At 36.3% G+C, this 20,214-nt stretch carries 29 protein-coding genes; 20 read left to right on the forward strand and 9 right to left on the reverse strand.

Annotated elements, in window-relative coordinates; genetic code table 11:
* Positions 1–170: 170 nt before the first annotated feature.
* Positions 171–707 carry a DNA polymerase III subunit delta gene (locus AC2CGR_RS16970; RefSeq protein WP_484481076.1) on the forward strand — a complete coding sequence of 179 codons (537 nt, stop codon included), beginning with the start codon at positions 171–173 and terminating at the stop codon, positions 705–707.
* 39 nt (positions 708–746) lie between these two features.
* Here AC2CGR_RS16970 and AC2CGR_RS16975 read toward each other — a convergent pair whose 3' ends face one another.
* Positions 747–1,130, reverse strand: a complete 384-nt coding sequence (locus tag AC2CGR_RS16975) for a rhodanese-like domain-containing protein (protein ID WP_000108655.1) — start codon at positions 1,128–1,130, stop codon at positions 747–749.
* Between the two features lie 170 nt (positions 1,131–1,300).
* Here AC2CGR_RS16975 and AC2CGR_RS16980 point away from each other — a divergent pair, with 170 nt between their 5' ends.
* Positions 1,301–2,137 (forward strand): lipoate--protein ligase family protein, encoded by an 837-nt coding sequence (locus tag AC2CGR_RS16980; RefSeq protein ID WP_242296082.1) that lies wholly within the window; start codon positions 1,301–1,303, stop codon positions 2,135–2,137.
* Positions 2,138–2,165: 28 nt separating this feature from the next.
* Here the strand turns inward: AC2CGR_RS16980 and AC2CGR_RS16985 are convergent, their stop codons facing one another.
* The 3 genes from AC2CGR_RS16985 to AC2CGR_RS16995 all read right to left on the reverse strand — a co-directional run bounded on the left by AC2CGR_RS16985 (position 2,166) and on the right by AC2CGR_RS16995 (position 4,203).
* Entirely contained in the window at positions 2,166–3,008 is an 843-nt protein-coding gene (locus tag AC2CGR_RS16985; RefSeq protein ID WP_197243923.1) for a hypothetical protein, read from the reverse strand.
* Positions 3,009–3,208: 200 nt separating this feature from the next.
* A complete protein-coding gene (locus AC2CGR_RS16990; RefSeq protein ID WP_270184800.1) occupies positions 3,209–3,880 on the reverse strand; it encodes a DUF1129 domain-containing protein in 672 nt (223 codons plus the stop codon).
* A 5-nt stretch (positions 3,881–3,885) separates the two neighbouring features.
* On the reverse strand, positions 3,886–4,203 hold the full coding sequence (locus AC2CGR_RS16995; protein ID WP_270184801.1) for a PadR family transcriptional regulator: 318 nt from the start codon (positions 4,201–4,203) through the stop codon (positions 3,886–3,888).
* A gap of 156 nt (positions 4,204–4,359) precedes the next feature.
* On the opposite strand from AC2CGR_RS16995, the gene splB reads away from it, so the two are divergent.
* The 3 genes from splB to AC2CGR_RS17010 all read left to right on the forward strand — a co-directional run bounded on the left by splB (position 4,360) and on the right by AC2CGR_RS17010 (position 6,674).
* Positions 4,360–5,385, forward strand: coding sequence for a spore photoproduct lyase (splB, locus tag AC2CGR_RS17000; RefSeq protein WP_333491287.1), 1,026 nt, complete (start codon positions 4,360–4,362; stop codon positions 5,383–5,385).
* A gap of 144 nt (positions 5,386–5,529) precedes the next feature.
* Positions 5,530–5,958, forward strand: a complete 429-nt coding sequence (mntR, locus tag AC2CGR_RS17005) for a transcriptional regulator MntR (protein ID WP_001143073.1) — start codon at positions 5,530–5,532, stop codon at positions 5,956–5,958.
* A gap of 53 nt (positions 5,959–6,011) precedes the next feature.
* The gene (locus tag AC2CGR_RS17010) at positions 6,012–6,674 is read left to right on the forward strand and encodes an HAD family hydrolase (protein ID WP_270184803.1); all 663 of its coding nucleotides are present in this window, start codon (positions 6,012–6,014) and stop codon (positions 6,672–6,674) included.
* Here the strand turns inward: AC2CGR_RS17010 and AC2CGR_RS17015 are convergent.
* Both AC2CGR_RS17015 and AC2CGR_RS17020 read right to left on the reverse strand, forming a co-directional pair.
* A complete protein-coding gene (locus tag AC2CGR_RS17015; RefSeq protein ID WP_270184804.1) occupies positions 6,671–7,072 on the reverse strand; it encodes an SA1362 family protein in 402 nt (133 codons plus the stop codon). The two genes, AC2CGR_RS17010 and AC2CGR_RS17015, sit on opposite strands and share 4 nt — an antisense overlap.
* Before the next feature lie 79 nt (positions 7,073–7,151).
* On the reverse strand, positions 7,152–8,072 hold the full coding sequence (locus AC2CGR_RS17020; protein ID WP_000807116.1) for a DUF1385 domain-containing protein: 921 nt from the start codon (positions 8,070–8,072) through the stop codon (positions 7,152–7,154).
* Between the two features lie 244 nt (positions 8,073–8,316).
* On the opposite strand from AC2CGR_RS17020, the gene AC2CGR_RS17025 reads away from it, so the two are divergent.
* Genes AC2CGR_RS17025 through efp form a run of 4 tightly spaced genes read left to right on the forward strand, consistent with a single transcriptional unit; the run spans position 8,317 to position 10,943 of the window.
* Positions 8,317–8,805 carry a YqhR family membrane protein gene (locus AC2CGR_RS17025; protein ID WP_226640699.1) on the forward strand — a complete coding sequence of 163 codons (489 nt, stop codon included), beginning with the start codon at positions 8,317–8,319 and terminating at the stop codon, positions 8,803–8,805.
* Between the two features lie 52 nt (positions 8,806–8,857).
* Positions 8,858–9,298 carry a type II 3-dehydroquinate dehydratase gene (gene aroQ / locus AC2CGR_RS17030; RefSeq protein WP_000757087.1) on the forward strand — a complete coding sequence of 147 codons (441 nt, stop codon included), beginning with the start codon at positions 8,858–8,860 and terminating at the stop codon, positions 9,296–9,298.
* A gap of 4 nt (positions 9,299–9,302) precedes the next feature.
* The gene (gene pepQ, locus AC2CGR_RS17035; protein WP_270184805.1) at positions 9,303–10,364 is read left to right on the forward strand and encodes a Xaa-Pro dipeptidase; all 1,062 of its coding nucleotides are present in this window, start codon (positions 9,303–9,305) and stop codon (positions 10,362–10,364) included.
* A 21-nt stretch (positions 10,365–10,385) separates the two neighbouring features.
* Complete coding sequence (gene efp / locus AC2CGR_RS17040; RefSeq protein ID WP_029439892.1) at positions 10,386–10,943, forward strand: elongation factor P; 558 nt, start codon at positions 10,386–10,388, stop codon at positions 10,941–10,943.
* Positions 10,944–10,981: 38 nt separating this feature from the next.
* On the opposite strand, the gene AC2CGR_RS17045 is transcribed toward efp, so the two are convergent.
* Positions 10,982–11,284 (reverse strand): hypothetical protein, encoded by a 303-nt coding sequence (locus tag AC2CGR_RS17045; protein WP_270184806.1) that lies wholly within the window; start codon positions 11,282–11,284, stop codon positions 10,982–10,984.
* Positions 11,265–11,843, reverse strand: a complete 579-nt coding sequence (locus tag AC2CGR_RS17050; RefSeq protein WP_144514143.1) for a GNAT family N-acetyltransferase — start codon at positions 11,841–11,843, stop codon at positions 11,265–11,267. Before AC2CGR_RS17050 ends, AC2CGR_RS17045 begins: the two co-directional genes overlap by 20 nt.
* 191 nt (positions 11,844–12,034) lie before the next feature.
* Between AC2CGR_RS17050 and AC2CGR_RS17055 the strand changes: the two genes are divergently transcribed.
* From AC2CGR_RS17055 to AC2CGR_RS17095, 9 genes are read left to right on the forward strand one after another with little or no spacing between them, the layout of a single operon-like run.
* Positions 12,035–12,316 (forward strand): YqhV family protein, encoded by a 282-nt coding sequence (locus AC2CGR_RS17055; RefSeq protein ID WP_000816050.1) that lies wholly within the window; start codon positions 12,035–12,037, stop codon positions 12,314–12,316.
* Positions 12,317–12,343: 27 nt separating this feature from the next.
* On the forward strand, positions 12,344–13,270 hold the full coding sequence (gene spoIIIAA / locus AC2CGR_RS17060) for a stage III sporulation protein AA (RefSeq protein ID WP_484481014.1): 927 nt from the start codon (positions 12,344–12,346) through the stop codon (positions 13,268–13,270).
* Positions 13,264–13,779: a stage III sporulation protein SpoIIIAB gene (gene spoIIIAB, locus AC2CGR_RS17065; protein WP_000238698.1), complete on the forward strand. Its 516-nt coding sequence runs from the start codon at positions 13,264–13,266 to the stop codon at positions 13,777–13,779. Before spoIIIAA ends, spoIIIAB begins: the two co-directional genes overlap by 7 nt.
* Before the next feature lie 14 nt (positions 13,780–13,793).
* A complete protein-coding gene (gene spoIIIAC, locus AC2CGR_RS17070; RefSeq protein WP_000020914.1) occupies positions 13,794–13,997 on the forward strand; it encodes a stage III sporulation protein AC in 204 nt (67 codons plus the stop codon).
* Positions 13,998–14,020: 23 nt separating this feature from the next.
* Positions 14,021–14,404 carry a stage III sporulation protein AD gene (gene spoIIIAD, locus AC2CGR_RS17075; RefSeq protein WP_077317075.1) on the forward strand — a complete coding sequence of 128 codons (384 nt, stop codon included), beginning with the start codon at positions 14,021–14,023 and terminating at the stop codon, positions 14,402–14,404.
* A gap of 10 nt (positions 14,405–14,414) precedes the next feature.
* Positions 14,415–15,587 (forward strand): stage III sporulation protein AE, encoded by a 1,173-nt coding sequence (gene spoIIIAE / locus AC2CGR_RS17080; protein ID WP_000943695.1) that lies wholly within the window; start codon positions 14,415–14,417, stop codon positions 15,585–15,587.
* A 12-nt stretch (positions 15,588–15,599) separates the two neighbouring features.
* On the forward strand, positions 15,600–16,232 hold the full coding sequence (gene spoIIIAF / locus AC2CGR_RS17085; RefSeq protein WP_001161047.1) for a stage III sporulation protein AF: 633 nt from the start codon (positions 15,600–15,602) through the stop codon (positions 16,230–16,232).
* Positions 16,222–16,884 carry a stage III sporulation protein AG gene (spoIIIAG, locus tag AC2CGR_RS17090; RefSeq protein WP_270184808.1) on the forward strand — a complete coding sequence of 221 codons (663 nt, stop codon included), beginning with the start codon at positions 16,222–16,224 and terminating at the stop codon, positions 16,882–16,884. Before spoIIIAF ends, spoIIIAG begins: the two co-directional genes overlap by 11 nt.
* A gap of 15 nt (positions 16,885–16,899) precedes the next feature.
* Positions 16,900–17,556, forward strand: a complete 657-nt coding sequence (locus tag AC2CGR_RS17095; protein WP_270184809.1) for a SpoIIIAH-like family protein — start codon at positions 16,900–16,902, stop codon at positions 17,554–17,556.
* 123 nt (positions 17,557–17,679) lie between these two features.
* Here the strand turns inward: AC2CGR_RS17095 and AC2CGR_RS17100 are convergent, their stop codons facing one another.
* Positions 17,680–17,874 (reverse strand): hypothetical protein, encoded by a 195-nt coding sequence (locus tag AC2CGR_RS17100; RefSeq protein WP_033678013.1) that lies wholly within the window; start codon positions 17,872–17,874, stop codon positions 17,680–17,682.
* Between the two features lie 471 nt (positions 17,875–18,345).
* On the opposite strand from AC2CGR_RS17100, the gene accB reads away from it, so the two are divergent.
* On the forward strand, positions 18,346–18,834 hold the full coding sequence (gene accB, locus AC2CGR_RS17105) for an acetyl-CoA carboxylase biotin carboxyl carrier protein (protein WP_101164775.1): 489 nt from the start codon (positions 18,346–18,348) through the stop codon (positions 18,832–18,834).
* A 16-nt stretch (positions 18,835–18,850) separates the two neighbouring features.
* Positions 18,851–20,203 (forward strand): acetyl-CoA carboxylase biotin carboxylase subunit, encoded by a 1,353-nt coding sequence (accC, locus tag AC2CGR_RS17110; RefSeq protein WP_484481015.1) that lies wholly within the window; start codon positions 18,851–18,853, stop codon positions 20,201–20,203.
* The last annotated feature ends 11 nt before the right edge of the window (positions 20,204–20,214 follow it).

The raw sequence follows: 20,214 nt of genomic DNA on the forward strand, positions 1-20,214 counted from the left end.
TCTTTTTGGTTTGTAAAAAGGTTTTGTCAAAATGTGTGAGAATAACGTGGAAAGTTTTCAAAGGGGGAGTTTGTTAATAAGGCGAATATGAATAGCATATAAACACTTGATTCATAAAGATAGCGGTATGAAAGGGCGGAAACAAATTGAAAAAAGGAATCATTTGTTTCGTGTTTTCTAGTCTAGTGCTAAGTTCATGTTCGTTTCAGCAAACGATGCAAGAAGAAAAACACTTTGTGGGAACAACAGGGGGAGCTATGGATCGTGTTACGGATCCAATTCCGCTGAAAGAGCTTTCGAAATATTTTCCAGTGAAATTTAAAGTTCCGGCGTTTTTACCGTATGACATTACGAGTGATGTGAAGGGGGAAGTCAGAACGATTGGAAAAAAGAACGCTGTCTTAATGATTAAATATAAACAGCAGGAGTCAGGTAGAAATGATTATATTGAGTTAAATGTTGCGAACTTTCCTTATAGTTTTCCGGATCTTGTGGAAGAGAAGCGATTTCAAGAACAAATGAAATTGAATAATGGAGCATTCGCTTATTTTAAAAATAAGGATGGCTCTGAGCGAGGAGATGAATTTGCTGCACTTATATGGAAAGAGAAAGGACTTGAATATCAGCTGCTGTATCGTAATGCACAAGAAAATGATCAAGATGTGATTAAGAAAAATTTAGTATACATTGCAAATAATATGGAATGAAAAAACTAGCTGAATCATTCAGCTAGTTTTTGTATGTTATTATTTCTTTTTAATTTTTCCAGTCCACGTTTTGAATCCACCTTGTAATTGGTAGAAATCTTTGTAGCCTTGTTTCTTTAAGTATTGAGCCGCACGACCAGTACGGAATCCGCTTTGACAGTATAAGTAAACTGGTTGATCTTTACGAAGTTCTTTATGACGAAGGCGAATTTGTGATAACGGAATGTTACGTGCGCCTAAAATATGCCCTGCAGTATATTCGTCTGCTTCGCGAATATCGATAAGCTGTGCTTTACGGTAGCCAGCGCGAAACTCTTCTTCTGAAAGTGTTGTAATTAATTTTTTCTGATAGAAATACATCCATACAGTGTAACCGATGAACGCTACGATTACGGCTAATAAAATAATCCAAGTTGTTGACACGATTCTATCGCTCCCTTTTTTCTTATCCTACTTTCAATATTATAATGCCCGTATGTATTTATGCAACAGATTCATTTGTATATAAGAAGAAATTTCGTATTCTTTCACAAATTTTGTCGAATTTGGTAGACTAGAGAATGTGAAAAATAATTGGTTATATGAGGTGCAGGATGGGAAAAGAAAAATGGTGTTATATTAACTCTGGTCAATGTTCACCGGCATTTAATATGGCGTTAGATGAATGTTTATTAAATTGGCAAAGTGAAAAGAAAATGCCACCAACCATTCGTTTTTACGAATGGGAAGTACCAACATTAACAGTCGGGTATTTCCAACGTGTTGAAAAAGATATTAATATGGATGTAGTTAACGAAAAGAAATATGGCTTCGTTCGTCGTCAAACAGGCGGTAGGGGTGTACTACATGATAAAGAATTAACGTACAGTGTTATTGTGTCTGAAGATCATCCGAATATGCCAAAAACAGTTACAGAAGCGTATCGTGTTATTTCGCAAGGTTTACTAGATGGTTTTAAAGCATTAGGGTTAGAAGCGTATTATGCAGTTCCAAAAACAGAAGCAGATCGTGAAAATTTAAAAAATCCACGCTCAGGCGTATGTTTTGATGCGCCGTCTTGGTATGAAATTGTAGTTGAAGGAAGAAAAATCGCAGGTAGTGCGCAAACACGTCAAAAAGGTGTTATTTTACAGCACGGGTCGATTCCGTTAGAAATAGATTTAGATGAGTTATATGATTTGTTTTTATTCCCGAATGAACGTGTAAAAGAACGTATGAAGAGTATGTTCTCTTCTAAAGCGGTAGCAATTAATGAATTAACAGACCGTACGTTTACAATCGAGCAGTTAATTAAAGCGTTTGAGGTTGGGTTTGAAAAAGGATTAGATGTAGAGCTTGTTCCGTATGAATTAACGGAAGAACAATTACAGGAAGTGCAAACATTAGCAAAAGAAAAGTATGAAAGTAAAGAATGGAATTATAAAAAATAAGAGGTGGCAATTGCCGCCTCTTATTTTTTTATAGTAAATTAAGTACTTTTTCTACTTTGATTCCTTTATCTTGTAAAGAACGAAGGCGATTGACAACGTCCATAATTTCTTTGTCAAATGTAACGCTAATACCTTGGCTTTGTAGTTCTTCTTTTAAGCTTTCAATAGAATCATCTATGTCGATGCCAAGCTCGTAATCTTGACAAACTTCAATTGTCTTTTTCACGAGTTTCACATAATTTTCTTGTAGTTTTGAATTTGTTTCAGTCAAAGCAGGTTGCTTCGGTTTTGCAGGCGCGACCGGTGCTGTCTCTTGCTTTGTAACTGGAGTTGGTACTTCTCGTTTCACAGGTGCTGGAGTAGATAATTCTACAGCTGCTTCTACACTTACTGGCTTCGGTGTCGGTGCCGGAGTAGGTTTAGGTGCTGTAGCAGGTGTTTCCACACGTGTAACAGGCTTTGGAGCAGGTGCAACTGCTTTTGGAGCTTCTACCACTACTTCTTTTTTCGGAGTAGCTTCTACAACTGTTTCTTCTTGTTCAGCAGCCTCTTTATTTTCTTTACTCCACATAACGCGTTCTATTTCTAGAGAAACATTATTTTTGTTCATCGCTGTTAATGTAACTTTACCAACTTCAGCGTTTCCAGTGAAATCAACAATTTTATAAATAACACTCTTGTTCCAATCCACGTTTCCGCTCAAAAATAATTCTTCGTTACATTTCGGCGTTAAGCCCTCGATTTTAATTTCTGCGTTTACACCGTTTTCACTATATACCATAATTAGCGAAGCATTTACATCTTCGTCTGCTAACATTAGTTCACGTACCATTTTGCCGGTGCGTACTTGCGTTTTCTTCTTAACTGACATCTAATTTCTCCTCTCAAAAATTCAGTAATAATAAAAAAATCGTATAACGAAAAATAATTGCTCACGAAGATTTATGATACCGATAATAAAAGCATCACGTCAACAATTAACTTTAATTATTTTGCATTTTTCTTATTTTCTTTATGAAATTTTTCAATTTGTAAAATTAGACAGAAGAAAAACAGCCTTTTGAAGGGCTGTTAAAATTTAGATTTTGTATATAGGAATTTATATAAAGCATAAAATAGGATAGCGATTAAAGCGTTTTGCCAAAAGGTTAGATGATAAATGAGATAAGGTTGTTTTTTAAAATAAATATTTAAGAATATAGCGGAACAAAATGGGGTAGCAAATGCGAATCCAAATAGAATTCTTCTTTTCCAATTCATTTTCTGATCAAAGGAGTACCGCTTTAATAAATATAAAATGAATAGTATACCTAGTATAATTATTGAAACAGACAAAGTAGTTCCAAGGATACTAAAAGGTGGACTTATTATTTCGGTATTCTTTTCAAAAAAGAAAATGAAAAGAGAAGCAATGGTATCTATTCCAAACTGTATAGCGAGAAGTAAGCTAATAACAAAGCCGATTAAAGAAGTTTTTTCTAACATTGTTTGAACCGGCAAAGACGATATGAGTTCATCACAATAAGATTGTAAGTCATCACCAAAAATGTCATAAGCATTTTTATTTTCTGCTTGTGCTTCAATGAGATGGTCTAATATTTCTAGTAATAGTTCTTCTACTTGTTGCTCTGGCACGTTAGATAAACGAAGATAAACTAGCATATCGCTATAAGCAACTTCATTTTCAGGTGTTAGAAGTTCGCGTTGTTTGTTGTTCAATTTAATCATGTCTTGTGCATTCATCCTCATCACTCCCCCTGTAATAAATTGTTCACCGTTGTTGAAACCATTCCCCAGCTTTGTTTAAACTCTTCAAGCTGCTCTAATCCTTTATCGGTTATGTGATAATATTTACGTTTTGGACCAAGTGAGGAGGCTTTTAATGTTCCTTCAATCAATTTTTCTTTTTGCATACGTAACAATAACGGATATATGCTTCCTTCGCTTACGAATGTAAATCCGTGTTTATTTAATTTTGCACTCAGTTCATATCCGTACACCTCTTCTTGTGAAATGATGTATAGGATGCAACCTTCGAGTACACCTTTTAACATTTGGCTGTGCATGATTTCACCACCTTTTACTCAGGTAACTTGCTGTGCAAGGTAGCTGTTATCCAAATTATAACATTCAGTAACTTGCAACGCAAGTTACTGAGGTGGAAAACTTTAATGCGTTTTAATTTTTCCACGTTCCTCATACTAACGAGAGGAGGGAAGTATATGAAACCGTTTATGCCAAAACTCGTTTACTTTGAACCGAAGGCACTTGAATATCCACTTGGAAAAGAGCTGTATGAGAGGTTTACGAAGATGGGATTAGAAATTCGTGAAACGACATCCCATAATCAAATTAGAAATTTGCCAGGTGAAAATGATTTGCAAAAGTATCGCAATGCAAAGGCAACGCTTGTCGTTGGGGTGAGGAAGACATTAAAGTTTGATACGTCAAAGCCGTCAGCTGAATATGCAATTCCGCTTGCAACAGGGTGTATGGGACATTGTCATTATTGCTATTTGCAAACGACACTTGGAAGTAAGCCTTACGTTCGTGTGTATGTGAATCTTGATGAAATATTTGAGAAGGCACAGCAATATATGGATGAAAGAGCACCTGACATAACAAGATTTGAAGCTGCTTGTACATCAGATATCGTTGGGATTGATCATTTAACACATGCATTAAAGCGGGCAATCGAATTTATTGGAGAAAGTGAGCATGGGCGTTTACGCTTCGTTACGAAATATTCGCACGTTGATCATTTGTTAGATGCAAAACATAACGGGAAAACTCGTTTCAGGTTTAGTATTAATTCACGGTATGTGATTAAAAATTTTGAGCCGGGGACATCACCCTTTGAAGGGCGTATTGAAGCAGCACGTAAAGTAGCAGGCGCTGGTTATCCACTTGGTTTTATAGTTGCGCCACTTTATATGCATGAAGGATGGGAAGAAGGATACCGTGAATTATTTGAACGACTGTACAATGCACTAAAAGATGTGTCGATACCGAATTTAACGTTTGAATTAATTCAACATCGCTTTACAAAACCGGCAAAAAAGGTCATTCAAGAGCGTTATCCGAAAACGAAACTTGAAATGGATGAAGAGAAGCGTAAATATAAATGGGGACGATACGGAATCGGGAAATACGTATATAAAAAAGATGATGCAGAAGTATTGGAAGAAACAATAAGAGGTTATATACATGAGTTTTTTCCTGATGCAGAAATACAATACTTTACTTAAGAGGAGTCTGTATACAAATACAGATTCTTTTTTGTTTTATATATTTAGGCTTGTTTTCAACTTGTCACGTTATTCTTTCTGGTGTATCATTTTATTGATTGCTTCGTACGGAATGAGCAAAATGAAATTGGATGGAGGAAACCGATGCCTACCCCTAGTATGGAAGATTATATTGAACAAATTTATTTGTTGATTGATGAAAAGGGTTATGCCCGCGTATCTGATATTGCTGAAGCGCTGAGTGTACATCCATCCTCTGTAACAAAAATGGTGCAAAAATTAGACAAAGATGAATATCTAATTTATGAAAAATATAGAGGGCTTGTATTAACATCAAAAGGTAAAAAAATCGGAGAACGTCTCGTATACCGTCATGACTTGCTAGAGCAATTTATGCGTATTATCGGTGTGGATGAAAGTAAAATTTACAATGATGTAGAAGGAATTGAACATCATTTAAGCTGGGAAGCAATTGACCGCATTGGTGATTTAGTGCAATACTTTGAACAAGATGAGGTTCGAGTGGAAACTCTTCGCGGTGTTCAAAAAGCAAATGAAGAGAAAAGTAATTAAGGGGAACGTATGTCGTTTCCTTTTTTATTTCAACTGTAAAGGATGGGAGAATTATGAAAGCAATTATTTTTGATTTTGATGGATTAATTGTGGACACAGAAACAATATGGTTTCACTCTTTCAGAGAAGCCGTTCGTGAGTATGGCGGGGAGTTACCTTTAGAGGAATTTGCAAAATGTATTGGAACGACAGATGATGTACTATATGCATATTTAAATGAGCAATTAAAAGAGAAGTTTAACAAGCATGTATTAAAAGAAAAAGTGAAAACTTTACATAAAGAGAAAATGAAAATAACAGAAGCTCGTGACGGTGTAAAAGAATATTTAGAGGAAGCGAAAGAAATGGGATTGAAAATCGCATTAGCTTCTAGTTCATCTAGAGAATGGGTTATTCCTTTTTTGGAAGAGCTACAAATTCGAGATTATTTTGAAGTCATTAAAACGAGAGAAGATGTTGAAAAGGTAAAACCAGATCCAGCACTTTATCAAATTGCGATAGAAGATTTAGGGATTGATCCGTCTGAAGCTGTTGTATTTGAGGATTCATTAAACGGATTGAAAGCAGCGATTGCGGCAGGGTTAACGTGCGTTGTTGTACCGAATGATGTAACACGGAATTTACCCTTTGAAAATCATCACCTTCGAATTGAAAGTATGAAAGATAAAAGTTTGAAAGAAGTGCTTCAAAGTATAAAAAAAGACCGTATTTCCTAAAAGGAAGCACGGTCTTTCTTTTTTGTCTTTTTACCTTCAATGACAGTTAAATGAGATTGTTTTCTTTTACGCTTCAAAGTGGAAGGAGTGCCTTTTTTCCCTTTGTCATTAGAAGCGTTTGATTTAAAGAAAGAATTGCTTAGGGGTGCTACATTTTGTTTCCCATGTTTGCGGTTCGATTGTTTTGCAGCACGCTTATAAGAGCTTTGCGAATTTGCAGAACCACTAGAGTTTGTAAACATTTTGTAGAGTAAATAAAAGATACCAACGACAGCCAACATGATACCGATATTTCTTAACACTCCCATTGGATTTGTAATGACAGATGAAACAAGGCCGAATATTGCTAATCCGATAATAAGCACAAATATAGCGAAAGTAAACGAACGACCGTTCATAAGGAACACCTCCTAAAAACATATATTAAAAATAGTATATTAACGATGAGGAAAGGAGTTGAACACCATTTTTAAATAATTATTGTTTGTTTTCTAAACGTAATAATTCTTCAAACGATGCAATGGCTACTTCCACTTGATCATCTGTTGGTTCTTTCGTTGTTAATAGTTGTAGCCACAATCCCGGATATCCAAGTATGCGTAATACTGGAATGTCGCGTAATCGATTGGTAAATTGTAACACCTCAAAAGAAATGCCGAGAACGACTGGAATTAATAAAATTCGGTTTACGACTCTGGCCCAAAGTGGATCAGTAGGGACAAGGAAATAAACAAACATTCCAATAATGACTGTAAATATAATAAAGCTACTGCCACAACGATAATGAAGGCGAGTTTGTTTTTGCACATTTTCTACAGTCATTGGAAGATTATTCTCATAGGCATTAATTACTTTATGCTCCGCACCATGGTACTGAAATACCCGCTTAATAAGTGGGGTTAAAGAAATAAAGTATATATAGCTCAATAATAGCATGAGCTTAATGACACTTTCGACAATGATTTGCCCTGTATGAGAGGGGAAAATCGGTCTCGTTAATTCAGCTAGTAGTGCAGGAACTGCTGTGAAAATGACTTTACCAAATATGAAAGATAAAACACCAACTGCTGCAACTCCTAATACCATCGTTAATTTCGATTGTTCTTCTTTGTTATTTGCGATTTGTTCGTCTTCTTCGGGGTGGACATCAAATCGTTCTGAAGCAAAGTTTAAATGTTTTGCCCCGTTCGCGCTTGCATCCACAATAGCGGCAATCCCTCGTAAAAATGGAATTTTTTTTAGGATAGATAATGCTTTATTACGAACGCGTGGTAATCGATAAAATTCAATCGATTTATCTTTACGACGAACCGCTGTAACAGTATATTCTCTACCGCCAAACATAACTCCTTCTATGACTGCTTGCCCGCCATATATTTGTTTTGACTCTTCTGCCATGTTAACACCAACCTGTATTTGTTTCTCTCTTATGTAGAAAAAGAGGCAATTGTCATACTGGGTTCTGTCATTTTGAAATAAGACAATCACCGAGTTTCCTTTATTTTATCGACAAATACAAGTATATGACAAGGAAAAATGTTACGAGAGTCGGACATTTCTTATTCTTTTTATAGACAAATTTCGCAGTATTTAAACATGGTTCAAAATAGTTTCGGGCATACTATTGAGCGGAGGTGTCGATGTGAGTCAAGAACAATTAGGAACAAGGAATTTTGTACAAATTGGTTTATTTGGTGGACTCTTTTGGGGAGGAATATGGTATTTCCTTCATATATTTTCATTTACAGAAGCCGGACCGAACTATTTACTTTTACCATTTGCCTTTGGAAACTGGAAAGAAGGGGTATGGGGCAATGTGTCAGGAATTGTTTGTATGGGACTACTTTCGATTTTAATTGCCTTTTTATATAAAGCGTTTTTGGCAAAATTTGAAGGAATTCTTCCAGGGATGATTTATGGTTTATTTTGGTGGGCGTTATTATTTTTCGGAATGGGGTTAATAGCGCCTGCTATTAAAAGTGCACTCCATTTACCGAAAGAAACAATTGTTACGACGATATGCATTTTTATATTGTATGGTGTATTTATAGCATACTCTGTTTCTTACGCAGTAAATACCAATAAGGCCGAGCGAGAAGGGGGAGAGAAGACAAACTATTCAAATAAGTAACTCCTATGTTAAAATGTTGTATAGACATTTAATACTAAGGAGTTTTAAGCATATGAAAAAGGTACTCCTCGTAAACGGTCCTAACCTAAATCGCCTCGGTGTCAGGGAGGTAAATGTATATGGAAAGGGCACGCTAGCGACACTTGAAGCAGATATGAAGCAAGAGGCAGAAACAATGGGAGTGGAATTAGAATGTTTCCAATCGAATCATGAAGGTGCGATTATCGATCGTATTCATGAGGCGGAAGATATATATGAAGGGATCATTTTAAATCCTGGAGCATTTACGCATTATAGCTATGCGATTCGAGATGCAATTGCGAGCATTTCGATTCCTGTTATTGAAGTACATATTTCTAACATTCACCAGCGTGAGTCGTTCCGTCACGAATCTGTGACGGCAGCTGTTTGTGCGGGACAAATTGTTGGATTTGGTTTTTATGGCTATAAGTTAGCGTTATTTGCATTAATGGAGAAATTGAGGGAGGCATAAAGTAATGGAGAAAATCGAAAGATTAAGAAGTGCATTTGATGAGGCTGGTATTGACGGTATTTTGTTAACAAATGAACATAGTCGTAGATATATGGCTAACTTTACAGGAACAGCCGGTGTTGTACTGATTTCGAAAAATCGTGCTCATTTTATTACAGATTTCCGTTACGTAGAGCAGGCTAGTAAACAAGCTGTCGGATACGAGATTGTACAGCATGCAGGATTAATCATTGATGAAGTTGCAAAGCAAGTGAAAGAATTAGGAATTCAAAAGCTTGGCTTTGAGCAAGATACTCTTACATATAGTTCTTATTCAGCTCATAAAGAAGCGATCGATGCTGAATTTATCCCAACTTCTGGGCTTGTAGAAAAGTTACGCTTGATAAAGACTGATTCAGAGATTAAGATATTAAAGGAAGCTGCACAGATTGCAGATGCTGCCTTTGAACATATTCTATCATTCATTCGCCCGGGAGTATCTGAAATTGAAGTGTCAAATGAACTTGAATTTTTCATGAGAAAACAAGGAGCAACATCTTCTTCGTTTGATATTATCGTTGCTTCAGGTCTTCGTTCGGCATTACCGCACGGCGTGGCATCTGAAAAAGTGATAGAAACAGGAGATTTCGTTACATTAGACTTCGGCGCTTATTACAAAGGGTATTGCTCTGATATTACTCGTACGATCGCAGTTGGTGAACCATCTGATAAATTGAAAGAAATTTATAATATCGTTTTAGAAGCACAATTACGTGGTGTGAACGGTATTAAAGCTGGTTTAACAGGCCGTGAAGCGGATGCGTTAACGCGCGATTACATAACGGAAAAAGGATACGGTGAATACTTCGGACACTCTACTGGTCATGGAATTGGTCTTGAAATCCATGAAGCACCAGGTTTAGCGTTCCGTTCTGATACAGTACTTGAACCAGGTATGGCTGTAACAGTAGAACCAGGTATTTATATTCCAGGTATTGGCGGCGTACGTATTGAAGATGATATCATTGTAACAAGTGAAGGTAATGAAGTAATTACGAAATCACCAAAAGAACTTATTATTTTGTAATACACAGGAGGATTTTTTTACATGATTTCAGTAAACGATTTTCGTACAGGTTTAACAATTTCAGTGGATAATAGCCTTTGGCAAGTACTTGATTTCCAACACGTAAAGCCAGGTAAAGGTGCTGCATTCGTTCGTTCTAAACTACGTAACCTTCGCACAGGTTCTGTTCAAGAGAAAACATTCCGTGCAGGTGAGAAAGTAGAAAAAGCACACATCGAAAACCGTCGTATGCAATACTTATACGCAAGCGGTGAGGCTCACGTATTTATGGATAACGGAACTTATGAGCAAATCGAACTTGGTGAAAATCAAATCGAGCGCGAGCTTAAATTCCTAAAAGAAAACATGGAAGTATCTATTATGACTTACCAAGGCGAAGTACTTGGTGTTGAACTTCCAAACACAGTTGAATTACAAGTTACAGAAACAGAGCCAGGTATTAAAGGTGATACTGCTTCTAACGTAACAAAACCAGCTACATTAGAAACTGGTCTTGTTGTACAAGTACCAATCTTCATTAACGAAGGCGAAATGCTTATCATCAACACTGGTGAAGGTAAATACGTTTCTCGTGCATAGTAAAAAAGCACTCGTGATTATCACGAGTGCTTTTTTATTTATAGGAAATAGGGCAGATAATAAATAGTGGTTATTATAAAACTGAAAGCTGTAAGACTAGCAGCACCTGTTGTGTAAGGACTCCATGTCATTTGAAAAGGTTTTACCGTACCTGTTTTATATATAGTGTGATCAATGTTGTTATTTTGGTTTATATTTAAAGCAATGAGCCAAATTGCCCCGAATATCGCTAAACTACCAAGGAAAAAGGCCTCCATAAATGACCAACCGACCAATAATGAAAAAAGATAAATAAGAGCTAATTCTACTACAACTGTTAAACTAACTTTCAATACCTTCATATTTTGCCTCCTCATTCTGTAATTTCAACCAGTTTAAAAAATTTTCACGTGACACAACGTGCAGAGAGCAAGGTGACTTTACTTCTTTCTCTAGTGCAGCGTGTTCGTCTGGAAACTTGTTTTCCACATGCAATGAAATATAAGGTAGTTTTTCTTGTGCTTTTAAAGAGCGAATATTATTCGTTTTAGCACCAGCAAATACGTAGGAAAGTTGTAAGTCTAAAAAGGCGATTTTAAAGATTTCTTTTTTAGCAGCCTCGTTATAGCCTTTTCCCCAGTACGGATAGCCGAGCCAACTACCAATGTGAGATTGCTTTTTCTCATTATTAATATGTTTAAGTGTGGTGAGGCCAATTATTTCATTTTCTTCATTCACAATCATTCTCGATAAGGATTTCTTTTGACGCTCTTCTTCTATTGCAAAAAGAAGAAATGTTTTCGTGTCTTCGATGTTTTCTACCGTTATCCCCAATGCATTTTTTATATGTGGATCACTTGATAGCTCGAAAATCATATTTGTATAGCATAAATCTAGTGGTAATAAAGTGACGTGCTGCATGGTTTAAACCCCTTTTAAACTAAATACACCATAATATACCGTGTAATAATATGAATATTCAGATTTTAATTCAGACTTTAGAGAAAAATTATGTTTTTACTTCTGAAATAGACAACCTCTGCATATGGTTGTACAAATATATTCTTTTTTAGAATACGAAGTTAGTAACTGTTACGGGAGAAGGTGGAAGAATGAAACAGTGGCTAGCGGCAATGGAAACATCCGTGCTTGTTATGGGGGCACTTCGATTATTTTCAGGTAGTGCGGAGATATTTGCTGCTTTGCTTATGCTTTATGTGAATGATGCGAAGAAAGCGTTGTTTATAAATGGTATGTTAGCGTTTGTTGGACCTACTGTATTAATTTTAACAATGACAATTGGGATAGCGAGTGTAGCAAGTGAAATTTCTTTCTTGAAGCTCTTTTTTCTAGCGCTTGGAATTTGCTGTATTTTTATCGCATTACTGAAATAGTAAGTCGAGTATAGTGGGGAGAAGCCGATGAAAGAGGTATTAGAAGTTTTACCAAAAACGATGAAGTACTTAATTGAAGAATGTGAGCAATACGATGCTTTAGAGGAAATTCGTGTTCGAATTGGAAGACCGCTAGAGTGTATTGCACACGGAAAGGTGTTTTTTTATGACTATATCACTACTGCAGAGGATGCTATTTACTTGTTGAATAAGTTAAGTCAATTCTCAATTTATACGATGGAAGAGGAATTAAAACGTGGGTATGTGACGCTTCGCGGGGGGCATAGAATCGGGTTAGCAGGAAAAGTCATTACAGAAAAAAGCGCAGTGAAAATGATTCGTGATGTCTCTTCCTTTAATATTCGTATTGCTCGTCAAAAAATAGGGATTGCTGAACCGCTTTTGCCATATTTGTATGAATCACGATGGTTAAACACGATGGTAATTGGGCCGCCGCAAACGGGGAAAACAACACTTTTAAGAGATGTAGCACGTTGCATGAGTCAAGGTGTAAGTGCTTCGAAAATACCTTCGTGTAAAGTAGGGATCGTTGATGAACGGTCAGAAATTGCTGGCTGCGTGAAAGGCATCCCGCAGTATGACTTTGGCACACGAGTAGATGTGTTAGACGCATGTCCAAAAGCTGAAGGAATGATGATGATGATTCGTTCTATGAGCCCAGATATATTAATTGTGGATGAAATTGGTCGTAAAGAAGATAGTGAAGCAATTATGGAGGCAGTACATGCAGGGGTTCAGCTTTTTATAAGCGCGCATGGATTTTCTTATGATGATGTTGTGAAACGCCCATCATTAAAGGCAGTGCTAGAGCTCGGCGTTTTTGATAGGTTTGTGGAATTGTCAAAAGCAAGAGGGCCAGGAACAGTTATGCAAGTGAAAGATAAGAATGGAAAATCGGTATTACCTCATAGAAAGGCTGAGGGCGTATGGTAAAGATATTTGGTGCAGTGTTAATCGTTGCGGTCAGCACCTTCTTCGGGTTTTCATACGCTAAAAGATATAGTGAGAGGCCAAGGCAACTTAGATTATTAAAAGCGGCACTTCAATCACTAGAGGCAGAAATTATGTACGGGCATACACCTTTGTCTGAAGCCGCTGAGCGATTAGTAAAACAAATGCCGAAGCCGTTAAATTGGATATTTCAAAGTTTCGCTAGCAGGCTAGAAAGCGGAGAACAAACAGTAAGAGAAGCTTGGATAGATAGTTTGAAAGAAAATTGGAAGCTAACAGCATTTCAACAAACTGAGTATGAGATTTTGCAGCAATTTGGTGAAACGCTTGGACAACATGATCGTGAATCACAGCAAAAGCATATTCGCTTATGTATTACACATTTAGAGAGAGAAGAAGAAGAGGCGAAAGTATTACAAATGCAATATGAAAAGATGATTAAGAGCTTAGGAGTACTAGCGGGGCTACTTATCGTAATTTTACTGCTATAGGAGGGAGAAAGGCGATGTCCATTGATGTTGGATTAATATTTCAAATCGCCGGAATCGGCATTGTTTTAGCTTTCATTCATACTGTACTAAAAGAATTAAAGCGTGAGGATATTGCAAATTGGGTTATCCTTGTCGGTTTTGTCGTTATTTTATTTCATGTCGCATTTTTAATTAATACGCTATTCGACAAGATTAAAAGTGTCTTTCTCTTCCAGTAAAGGGGGCGGTTCGAATCGAAATTATACAAATTGTCGGATTAGGCCTCGTTGCTACGTTTTTAGCAGCTGTATTAAATCAGCATAAATCTAGCATTACGTCATTATTTATTGTGTTCGTAGGTAGCGTAATGTTCCTTCTATTAATCGATCAAATTCACGCTATTTTACAAATGATTGAGAGAGTAGCGAGTGAAGCGAAAGTTAGCAACGTATATGTAGAAACGTTGCTAAAAATTATTGGAATTGCTTATATTGCTGAGTTTGGAGCGCAAATTACAAAGGATGCAGGGCAGGGGGCAATCGCTTCGAAAATTGAATTAGCTGGAAAGATTTTAATTCTCGTTATGGCGATCCCTATTTTGACGGTTGTAATTGAAACTATTCTCGGATTTTTACCGACGGGATAAGGGGGAGTGAATGTTGAGGGGGTTTGGAGCTAAGCTGCTATTTGCTTGCTTCCTTTTCTTTTCTTTACCGGTTGTTGTACAAGCTTCTCCTGTAGAAACAAACGTCGTTGATCAACAATTGGATAAGCTCGGAATTGAAGATGTGAAGCAATTTTGGGACGGGCTTGTTACAAAATATGGAGGCTATTTACCAGAGAGTCAAAAAGGTAGCTTTATGGAGTTTGTAAAGGGAGAAAAGGAAATCTCTATAAAAGAGTGGATGCTAGGTTTATTAAAGTACTTATTTCACGAACTTGTTGCAAATGGGAAACTACTCGGAACGCTCATTATGCTCACAATTTTTAGTGCATTGTTGCAATCGTTGCAATCTGCATTTTCAAAGAGTAGCGTAAGCAAAATAGCCGATGCAGTTGTATATATGGTACTAATTATTTTCGCTTTAAATAGCTTTTATGTCGTCATGACATATGCAAGAGAAACGATACAAACAATGGTAGATTTCATATTAGCGTTATTGCCAATCTTGCTTGCACTTATAGCAACAGGGGGCGGTGTTGTATCCGTATCGTTTTTTCATCCGATTATCATCTTCTTAATGAATACGAGTGGGCTTTTGATGAATTATATCGTTCTACCACTTTTATTACTTGCAACGATATTAAGTATTGTAAGTACGATGAGTGATCAATATAAAGTTACGAAATTGTCCAAGCTTCTGCAAAACGTTAGCGTTGGGATTATCGGTATCTTTTTAACGATTTTTTTAGGGGTATTATCTGTACAAGGAACAGCAACAGCTGTTGCTGATGGAATCGCTGTGAAAACTGCTAAATTTGTAACAGGGAACTTTATTCCCGTAGTAGGAAGAATGTTTACAGAGGCGGCGGATACCGTTATTAGTGCGTCGGGATTATTAAAAAACACAGTCGGAATTATCGGGCTCGTCATTCTATGCTTAATTGTCGCTTTTCCAGCGATTCAAATTTTTTGCATCGCATTTATTTATAAGTTCGCAGCAGCAGTATTACAGCCAGTTGGCGGAGGAGCAATTATTCAATGTTTAGATATCATTGGACGGAGCATCATTTATGTATTTGCTTGCTTAGCTATCGTATCGTTTATGTTCTTTTTAAGTATCACAATTATTATTGCTGCGGGGAACATTACACTTATGATGCGGTAGGAGGTGAAGGGTATGCAATTTGTTACAGAGTGGATTAGAAATATTATCGTTTTTTTACTCTTAGCGACAATGCTTCATCTTATTCTTCCAAATTCTAATTTACAAAAGTACGTTAAATTCGTTGTAAGTCTATTATTAGTTGTTTTAATTTTAACGCCCCTTTTTAAACTATTGCAAACAGATGTAAATGAAGTAATCGCAAATTTTAATGAAGAGAAGTACGTAGCAGAAGGATCTGTAAAAAATTCAATAGATTCGAAGAAAAAAGAAATACAAGCTCTAACACGTGCATATAGTTTAGAAGAGATGGCTACCAAAATGAAAAAAGAAGTAGGAAAAGAGTTTGAGAAACAGTATGGTATGTCAGTCTCTGAAATACAAATAGTCGCAGCGGAAAGCACAGCGGAAGTAAAGGCAGCGAAAGATATTCAATCTGTTGTTGTGACGTTGAAAGAAAAAGAACGTAGTAAAAATGATGCAATCGAAACAGTAAAACCAGTTGAAATTAATACGAAAGAACCACCGAAAAAAGTAGAGGAAACGAATGTAGAAATGAAAGACTTCTTTTCAAGCAGGTGGCAACTAGAGAATAAACAAATCCAAGTTCAAATGGAAGGGAGGACAGGTAGAGTAAATGGACAATAAAGATAAAAATTCGAAGTTCTCATTTTTTCGAAACTTATTGAATGGAGATGAAAAAGAAAGTAATGAGAAGGGAAAAAAGGTAACACCTAAGTTCTTACTTGTCCTACTCATACTTGGAATGTTGCTTATGTTTTCTAGTAGTTTTTTTTCAAGTAAAAAAGAAGACGTACCTGTATTTAAAGAACAAAAAACTCAAAACCAGGAAAAAGATGTACCAACTTTTGGACAAAAAAATAATGATAATATGTCAAATGTAGAAAAATATGAAAAAGCGTATGAACAAGAATTAAAAGCAGCCTTAGAAGAAATAGCAGGAGTAAAAGATGTAACGATTAATGTAAATTTAGATTCATCAGAGGAAAAAATATTAGAAAAAAATACAGTGAAACGTTCACAAACAACAGGTGAAACAGATAAAACAGGCGGTCAGAGGAAAGTAGAAGACGAGTCTCTTGATGAAAAGACAGTCATTATACGTGAAGGGGATAAAGAAACTCCCGTTGTTTTACGAACAGAGAAACCGAAAGTGCGAGGTGTTCTTGTCGTAGCAAAGGGAGTGGATAATATACAAGTTAAAGCGATGGTAAAAGAAGCTGTAATACGGCTACTAGATGTGCCAGCCCATCGCGTTTCAGTTTCACCGAAAAATTGATAGGGAGGAAATAAAGTGTTAAAAAAACAAACGGTTTGGCTATTAACGATGTTAAGTTTAGTTGTTGTACTATCTGTGTATTACGTAACAACTCCAGACAAAATGAATACAGCATCGCCAGCAACAGGTGAAAAGATTGGACAAGAAAAACAAGGTACTGATAAAGCAGTAACAAACGAAGCGCCTAAAGAAACGCCTAAAAAAGAAAATGCAAACAAGGAAACATCAAATAAAGAAACAAACAAAGAAACAGATAAAAAAGAGAGTGCCACAAAAGAAACAAGTAAAAAAGAAGCTAACGTAACAGTTCAATCAAGTGATGAAAATTTCACAGCGTTACGTATGCAAATGGAAGATCAGCGAAGTGAACAAAAAGCAAGATTACAAGAAGTGATGAATTCAGCAAAATCTTCAGCAACAGAAAAGAGTAAAGCAAAAGATAATTTTGATGCAATTACTACAATGGAAACGAAACAAGAATTACTTGAGACAGTAATTAAATCTCAAGGTGGATATAAAGATGCTCTTGTAAGAGCTGATGGAACGGACATTAAAGTAACTGTAAAAGCAGCAAAACATTCACAAAAAGAAGCGAATAAAATTATACAACTTGTAAGAAGTGAAGGCGGATCAAAAGATGTAGGTGTAAAATTTGATCCACCAACAAAATAAAACTAATAATCCGCGGGGAAATCCTTCGCGGATTATTAGTTTTTAAGAATCGGATTGTTTGAAAATAGTTAGATAAAGTGGAACTTTAATCAGTGGAGTAAAAATAATAACAGAAAAAAGCTATCATTTTCGATAGCTTTTTTCTGTTTCGTCTTTGTAATTGTTTTTACTATGTTCAACTCGGAACGGAGAAATACGTTGTGAGTAAAAGATTAGTGGTTCATGGTAGCGATGATTACTTTTTCCGGATTTGACGTGGATGAAGAGAACGAATGCCCAGACCATTACGGCAGGTAAGAAGAGAATGAGCCATATCATATGTCCACACCTCGATACGATATATTTTCTACACTTTGAACATACTATTCTTATATGAAGGAATGATGAACGAAGTGTAAACAAAAAAATAATATTTGGTAAAAATATGTTATTGACTATAGATGAGGTGAAGAGTGGAGCGGTAATGGTAGGTTTATTTTGTAGTATTTTGAAAAAGTAAGAAATGTTTTTTAGGAAGTGGTCTTGCCAATTTTGTGTGAAACTTGGTATTATTACTAGGTAATAATTTTTTATTGGAATAATATTTTTACAGGAGTTTCGATTTATTATAAAGAAATATAAATTGGAATGTTTAAAAAATTTATCGTAAGATGGAAATAGTAACTATTTCTATTAGTAAATGAAACGCATTTTCTAATAGAGTACATCGTATTTTTACAGTCAATCTAGTTTTTAGTGACGAGAAATCTGTAAAAACGGGACAAACAAGAGTATGGGAGTGGATTTTACATGTTTAAAATTCAAGAAGTTCGTGAATTAATTAAATTAATTGATAGCTCTAATATTGATGAATTTGAATACAAAAAAGATGGTACGACAATCAAAATGAAAAAGCGTGGTAATGAAGTTGTTGCGGTGCAAGCACCTGTAGCAAAACAAGCCCTGCAACCAGTAGCACCTGTTGAAGTTGAAACAACAGTAGCGGCAGCGCAAGTGGAAGTGCCAAAACAAGAAGAGAAAAAAGCTGTTCAAAATGAAAACCTACATAAAATTACATCACCAATGGTAGGTACATTCTATTCATCTTCTTCTCCTGATACACCTCCATATGTAAGTGTAGGGGATAGAGTATCGAAAGATTCTATTGTATGTATTGTCGAGGCTATGAAATTATTTAACGAAATCGATGCAGATGTAGATGGCGAAATTGTTGAGATTCTTGTTAATAACGGACAGCTTGTTGAGTATGGACAACCGCTATTTCTTGTAAAAGCGTAATAAGGGAGTCTTTGTGATGATAAAAAAAGTATTAATAGCCAATCGTGGAGAAATTGCTGTACGAATTATTCGTGCTTGTAAAGAAATGGATATTGAAACAGTTGCAATTTATTCAGAAGCAGATAAAGAGTCACTTCACGTACAAATTGCTGATGAGGCGTATTGTGTAGGACCAACGATTTCGAAAGAAAGCTATTTAAATTTGACGAACATTATTAGTGTTGCGAAGTTAACAGGCTGCGATGCGATTCATCCGGGATACGGATTTTTAGCAGAGAATGCAGATTTTGCAGAGTTATGCCGTGAATGTAACTTGATTTTTATCGGTCCAAGTCCAGAAGCTATTTCAAAGATGGGCACAAAAGACGTTGCTCGTGATACAATGAAAGAAGCAGGGGTTCCGATTGTACCGGGTTCACAAGGAATTATTAAAAATACCGAAGAAGCGATCGAACTTGCTAATCAAATTGGATATCCAGTTATTATTAAAGCGACTGCAGGTGGCGGCGGAAAAGGTATTCGTGTTGCGCGCCATGAAGAAGAGCTTGTAAAAGGAATTCAAATTACACAGCAAGAAGCTAGTACCGCTTTTGGGAACCCTGGTGTATACTTAGAAAAGTACGTTGAAGATTTCCGCCATGTTGAGATTCAAATAATGGCAGATACACACGGAAATGCCATTCATTTAGGAGAGCGTGATTGTACAATTCAGCGTCGCTTGCAAAAACTACTAGAAGAAAGTCCATCACCTGCACTTGATGAAAATGTGCGTAAGCAGATGGGTGAGGCGGCAGTTAAAGCGGCGGTAGCGGTTGATTATACAGGTGCTGGTACGGTTGAGTTTATTTATGAATATAAAACGAAAAGCTTTTATTTCATGGAGATGAATACGAGAATTCAAGTTGAGCATCCAGTTACTGAAATGGTAACAGGGATGGACTTAATTAAAGAACAAATTCTTGTTGCTTCTGGAGAAAAGTTATCGTTACGGCAAGAAGAAGTACAATTTAATGGTTGGGCAATTGAATGCCGAATTAATGCGGAAAACCCTGCCAAAAAATTTATGCCATCTCCAGGTAAAGTAGAAATGTACTTGCCACCAGGCGGATTTGGTATTCGCGTCGATTCAGCTGTATATCCGGGATATTCAATCCCACCTTTCTATGATTCGATGGTTGCTAAATTAATTGTTCACGGAAAAACACGTGAAGAGGCAATTGCAAAAATGAAGCGTGCACTCAGTGAGTTTGTCGTTGAAGGCGTACATACAACAATCCCGTTCCATTTGCAATTGTTAGATCATCCTGATTTTGTAAAAGGTGAGTTTAATACGAAATTTTTGGAAGAGCATGAACTTGTGACGCAGTGATACATTAAAGG

The sequence above is a fragment of the Bacillus sp. LSHTCR4 genome (genome assembly GCF_057197025.1).

What these genes read in the sequence shown, in the direction of transcription:
- mntR (WP_001143073.1), top strand. Translation starts at nt 5,530, where the DNA reads ATGCCTACCCCTAGTATGGAAGATTATATTGAACAAATTTATTTGTTG.
- AC2CGR_RS17055 (WP_000816050.1), top strand. Translation starts at nt 12,035, where the DNA reads ATGAAACAGTGGCTAGCGGCAATGGAAACATCCGTGCTTGTTATGGGG.
- AC2CGR_RS17020 (WP_000807116.1), bottom strand. Translation starts at nt 8,072, where the DNA reads ATGGCAGAAGAGTCAAAACAAATATATGGCGGGCAAGCAGTCATAGAA.
- splB (WP_333491287.1), top strand. Translation starts at nt 4,360, where the DNA reads ATGAAACCGTTTATGCCAAAACTCGTTTACTTTGAACCGAAGGCACTT.
- spoIIIAG (WP_270184808.1), top strand. Translation starts at nt 16,222, where the DNA reads ATGGACAATAAAGATAAAAATTCGAAGTTCTCATTTTTTCGAAACTTA.
- spoIIIAA (WP_484481014.1), top strand. Translation starts at nt 12,344, where the DNA reads ATGAAAGAGGTATTAGAAGTTTTACCAAAAACGATGAAGTACTTAATT.
- spoIIIAB (WP_000238698.1), top strand. Translation starts at nt 13,264, where the DNA reads ATGGTAAAGATATTTGGTGCAGTGTTAATCGTTGCGGTCAGCACCTTC.
- AC2CGR_RS16985 (WP_197243923.1), bottom strand. Translation starts at nt 3,008, where the DNA reads ATGTCAGTTAAGAAGAAAACGCAAGTACGCACCGGCAAAATGGTACGT.
- AC2CGR_RS17010 (WP_270184803.1), top strand. Translation starts at nt 6,012, where the DNA reads ATGAAAGCAATTATTTTTGATTTTGATGGATTAATTGTGGACACAGAA.
- accB (WP_101164775.1), top strand. Translation starts at nt 18,346, where the DNA reads ATGTTTAAAATTCAAGAAGTTCGTGAATTAATTAAATTAATTGATAGC.
- spoIIIAC (WP_000020914.1), top strand. Translation starts at nt 13,794, where the DNA reads ATGTCCATTGATGTTGGATTAATATTTCAAATCGCCGGAATCGGCATT.
- spoIIIAE (WP_000943695.1), top strand. Translation starts at nt 14,415, where the DNA reads ATGTTGAGGGGGTTTGGAGCTAAGCTGCTATTTGCTTGCTTCCTTTTC.
- AC2CGR_RS16980 (WP_242296082.1), top strand. Translation starts at nt 1,301, where the DNA reads ATGGGAAAAGAAAAATGGTGTTATATTAACTCTGGTCAATGTTCACCG.
- AC2CGR_RS16995 (WP_270184801.1), bottom strand. Translation starts at nt 4,203, where the DNA reads ATGCACAGCCAAATGTTAAAAGGTGTACTCGAAGGTTGCATCCTATAC.
- AC2CGR_RS16990 (WP_270184800.1), bottom strand. Translation starts at nt 3,880, where the DNA reads ATGAATGCACAAGACATGATTAAATTGAACAACAAACAACGCGAACTT.
- AC2CGR_RS17100 (WP_033678013.1), bottom strand. Translation starts at nt 17,874, where the DNA reads ATGATATGGCTCATTCTCTTCTTACCTGCCGTAATGGTCTGGGCATTC.
- accC (WP_484481015.1), top strand. Translation starts at nt 18,851, where the DNA reads ATGATAAAAAAAGTATTAATAGCCAATCGTGGAGAAATTGCTGTACGA.
- AC2CGR_RS17045 (WP_270184806.1), bottom strand. Translation starts at nt 11,284, where the DNA reads ATGAAGGTATTGAAAGTTAGTTTAACAGTTGTAGTAGAATTAGCTCTT.
- AC2CGR_RS17050 (WP_144514143.1), bottom strand. Translation starts at nt 11,843, where the DNA reads ATGCAGCACGTCACTTTATTACCACTAGATTTATGCTATACAAATATG.
- aroQ (WP_000757087.1), top strand. Translation starts at nt 8,858, where the DNA reads ATGAAAAAGGTACTCCTCGTAAACGGTCCTAACCTAAATCGCCTCGGT.
- AC2CGR_RS17015 (WP_270184804.1), bottom strand. Translation starts at nt 7,072, where the DNA reads ATGAACGGTCGTTCGTTTACTTTCGCTATATTTGTGCTTATTATCGGA.
- spoIIIAF (WP_001161047.1), top strand. Translation starts at nt 15,600, where the DNA reads ATGCAATTTGTTACAGAGTGGATTAGAAATATTATCGTTTTTTTACTC.
- pepQ (WP_270184805.1), top strand. Translation starts at nt 9,303, where the DNA reads ATGGAGAAAATCGAAAGATTAAGAAGTGCATTTGATGAGGCTGGTATT.
- efp (WP_029439892.1), top strand. Translation starts at nt 10,386, where the DNA reads ATGATTTCAGTAAACGATTTTCGTACAGGTTTAACAATTTCAGTGGAT.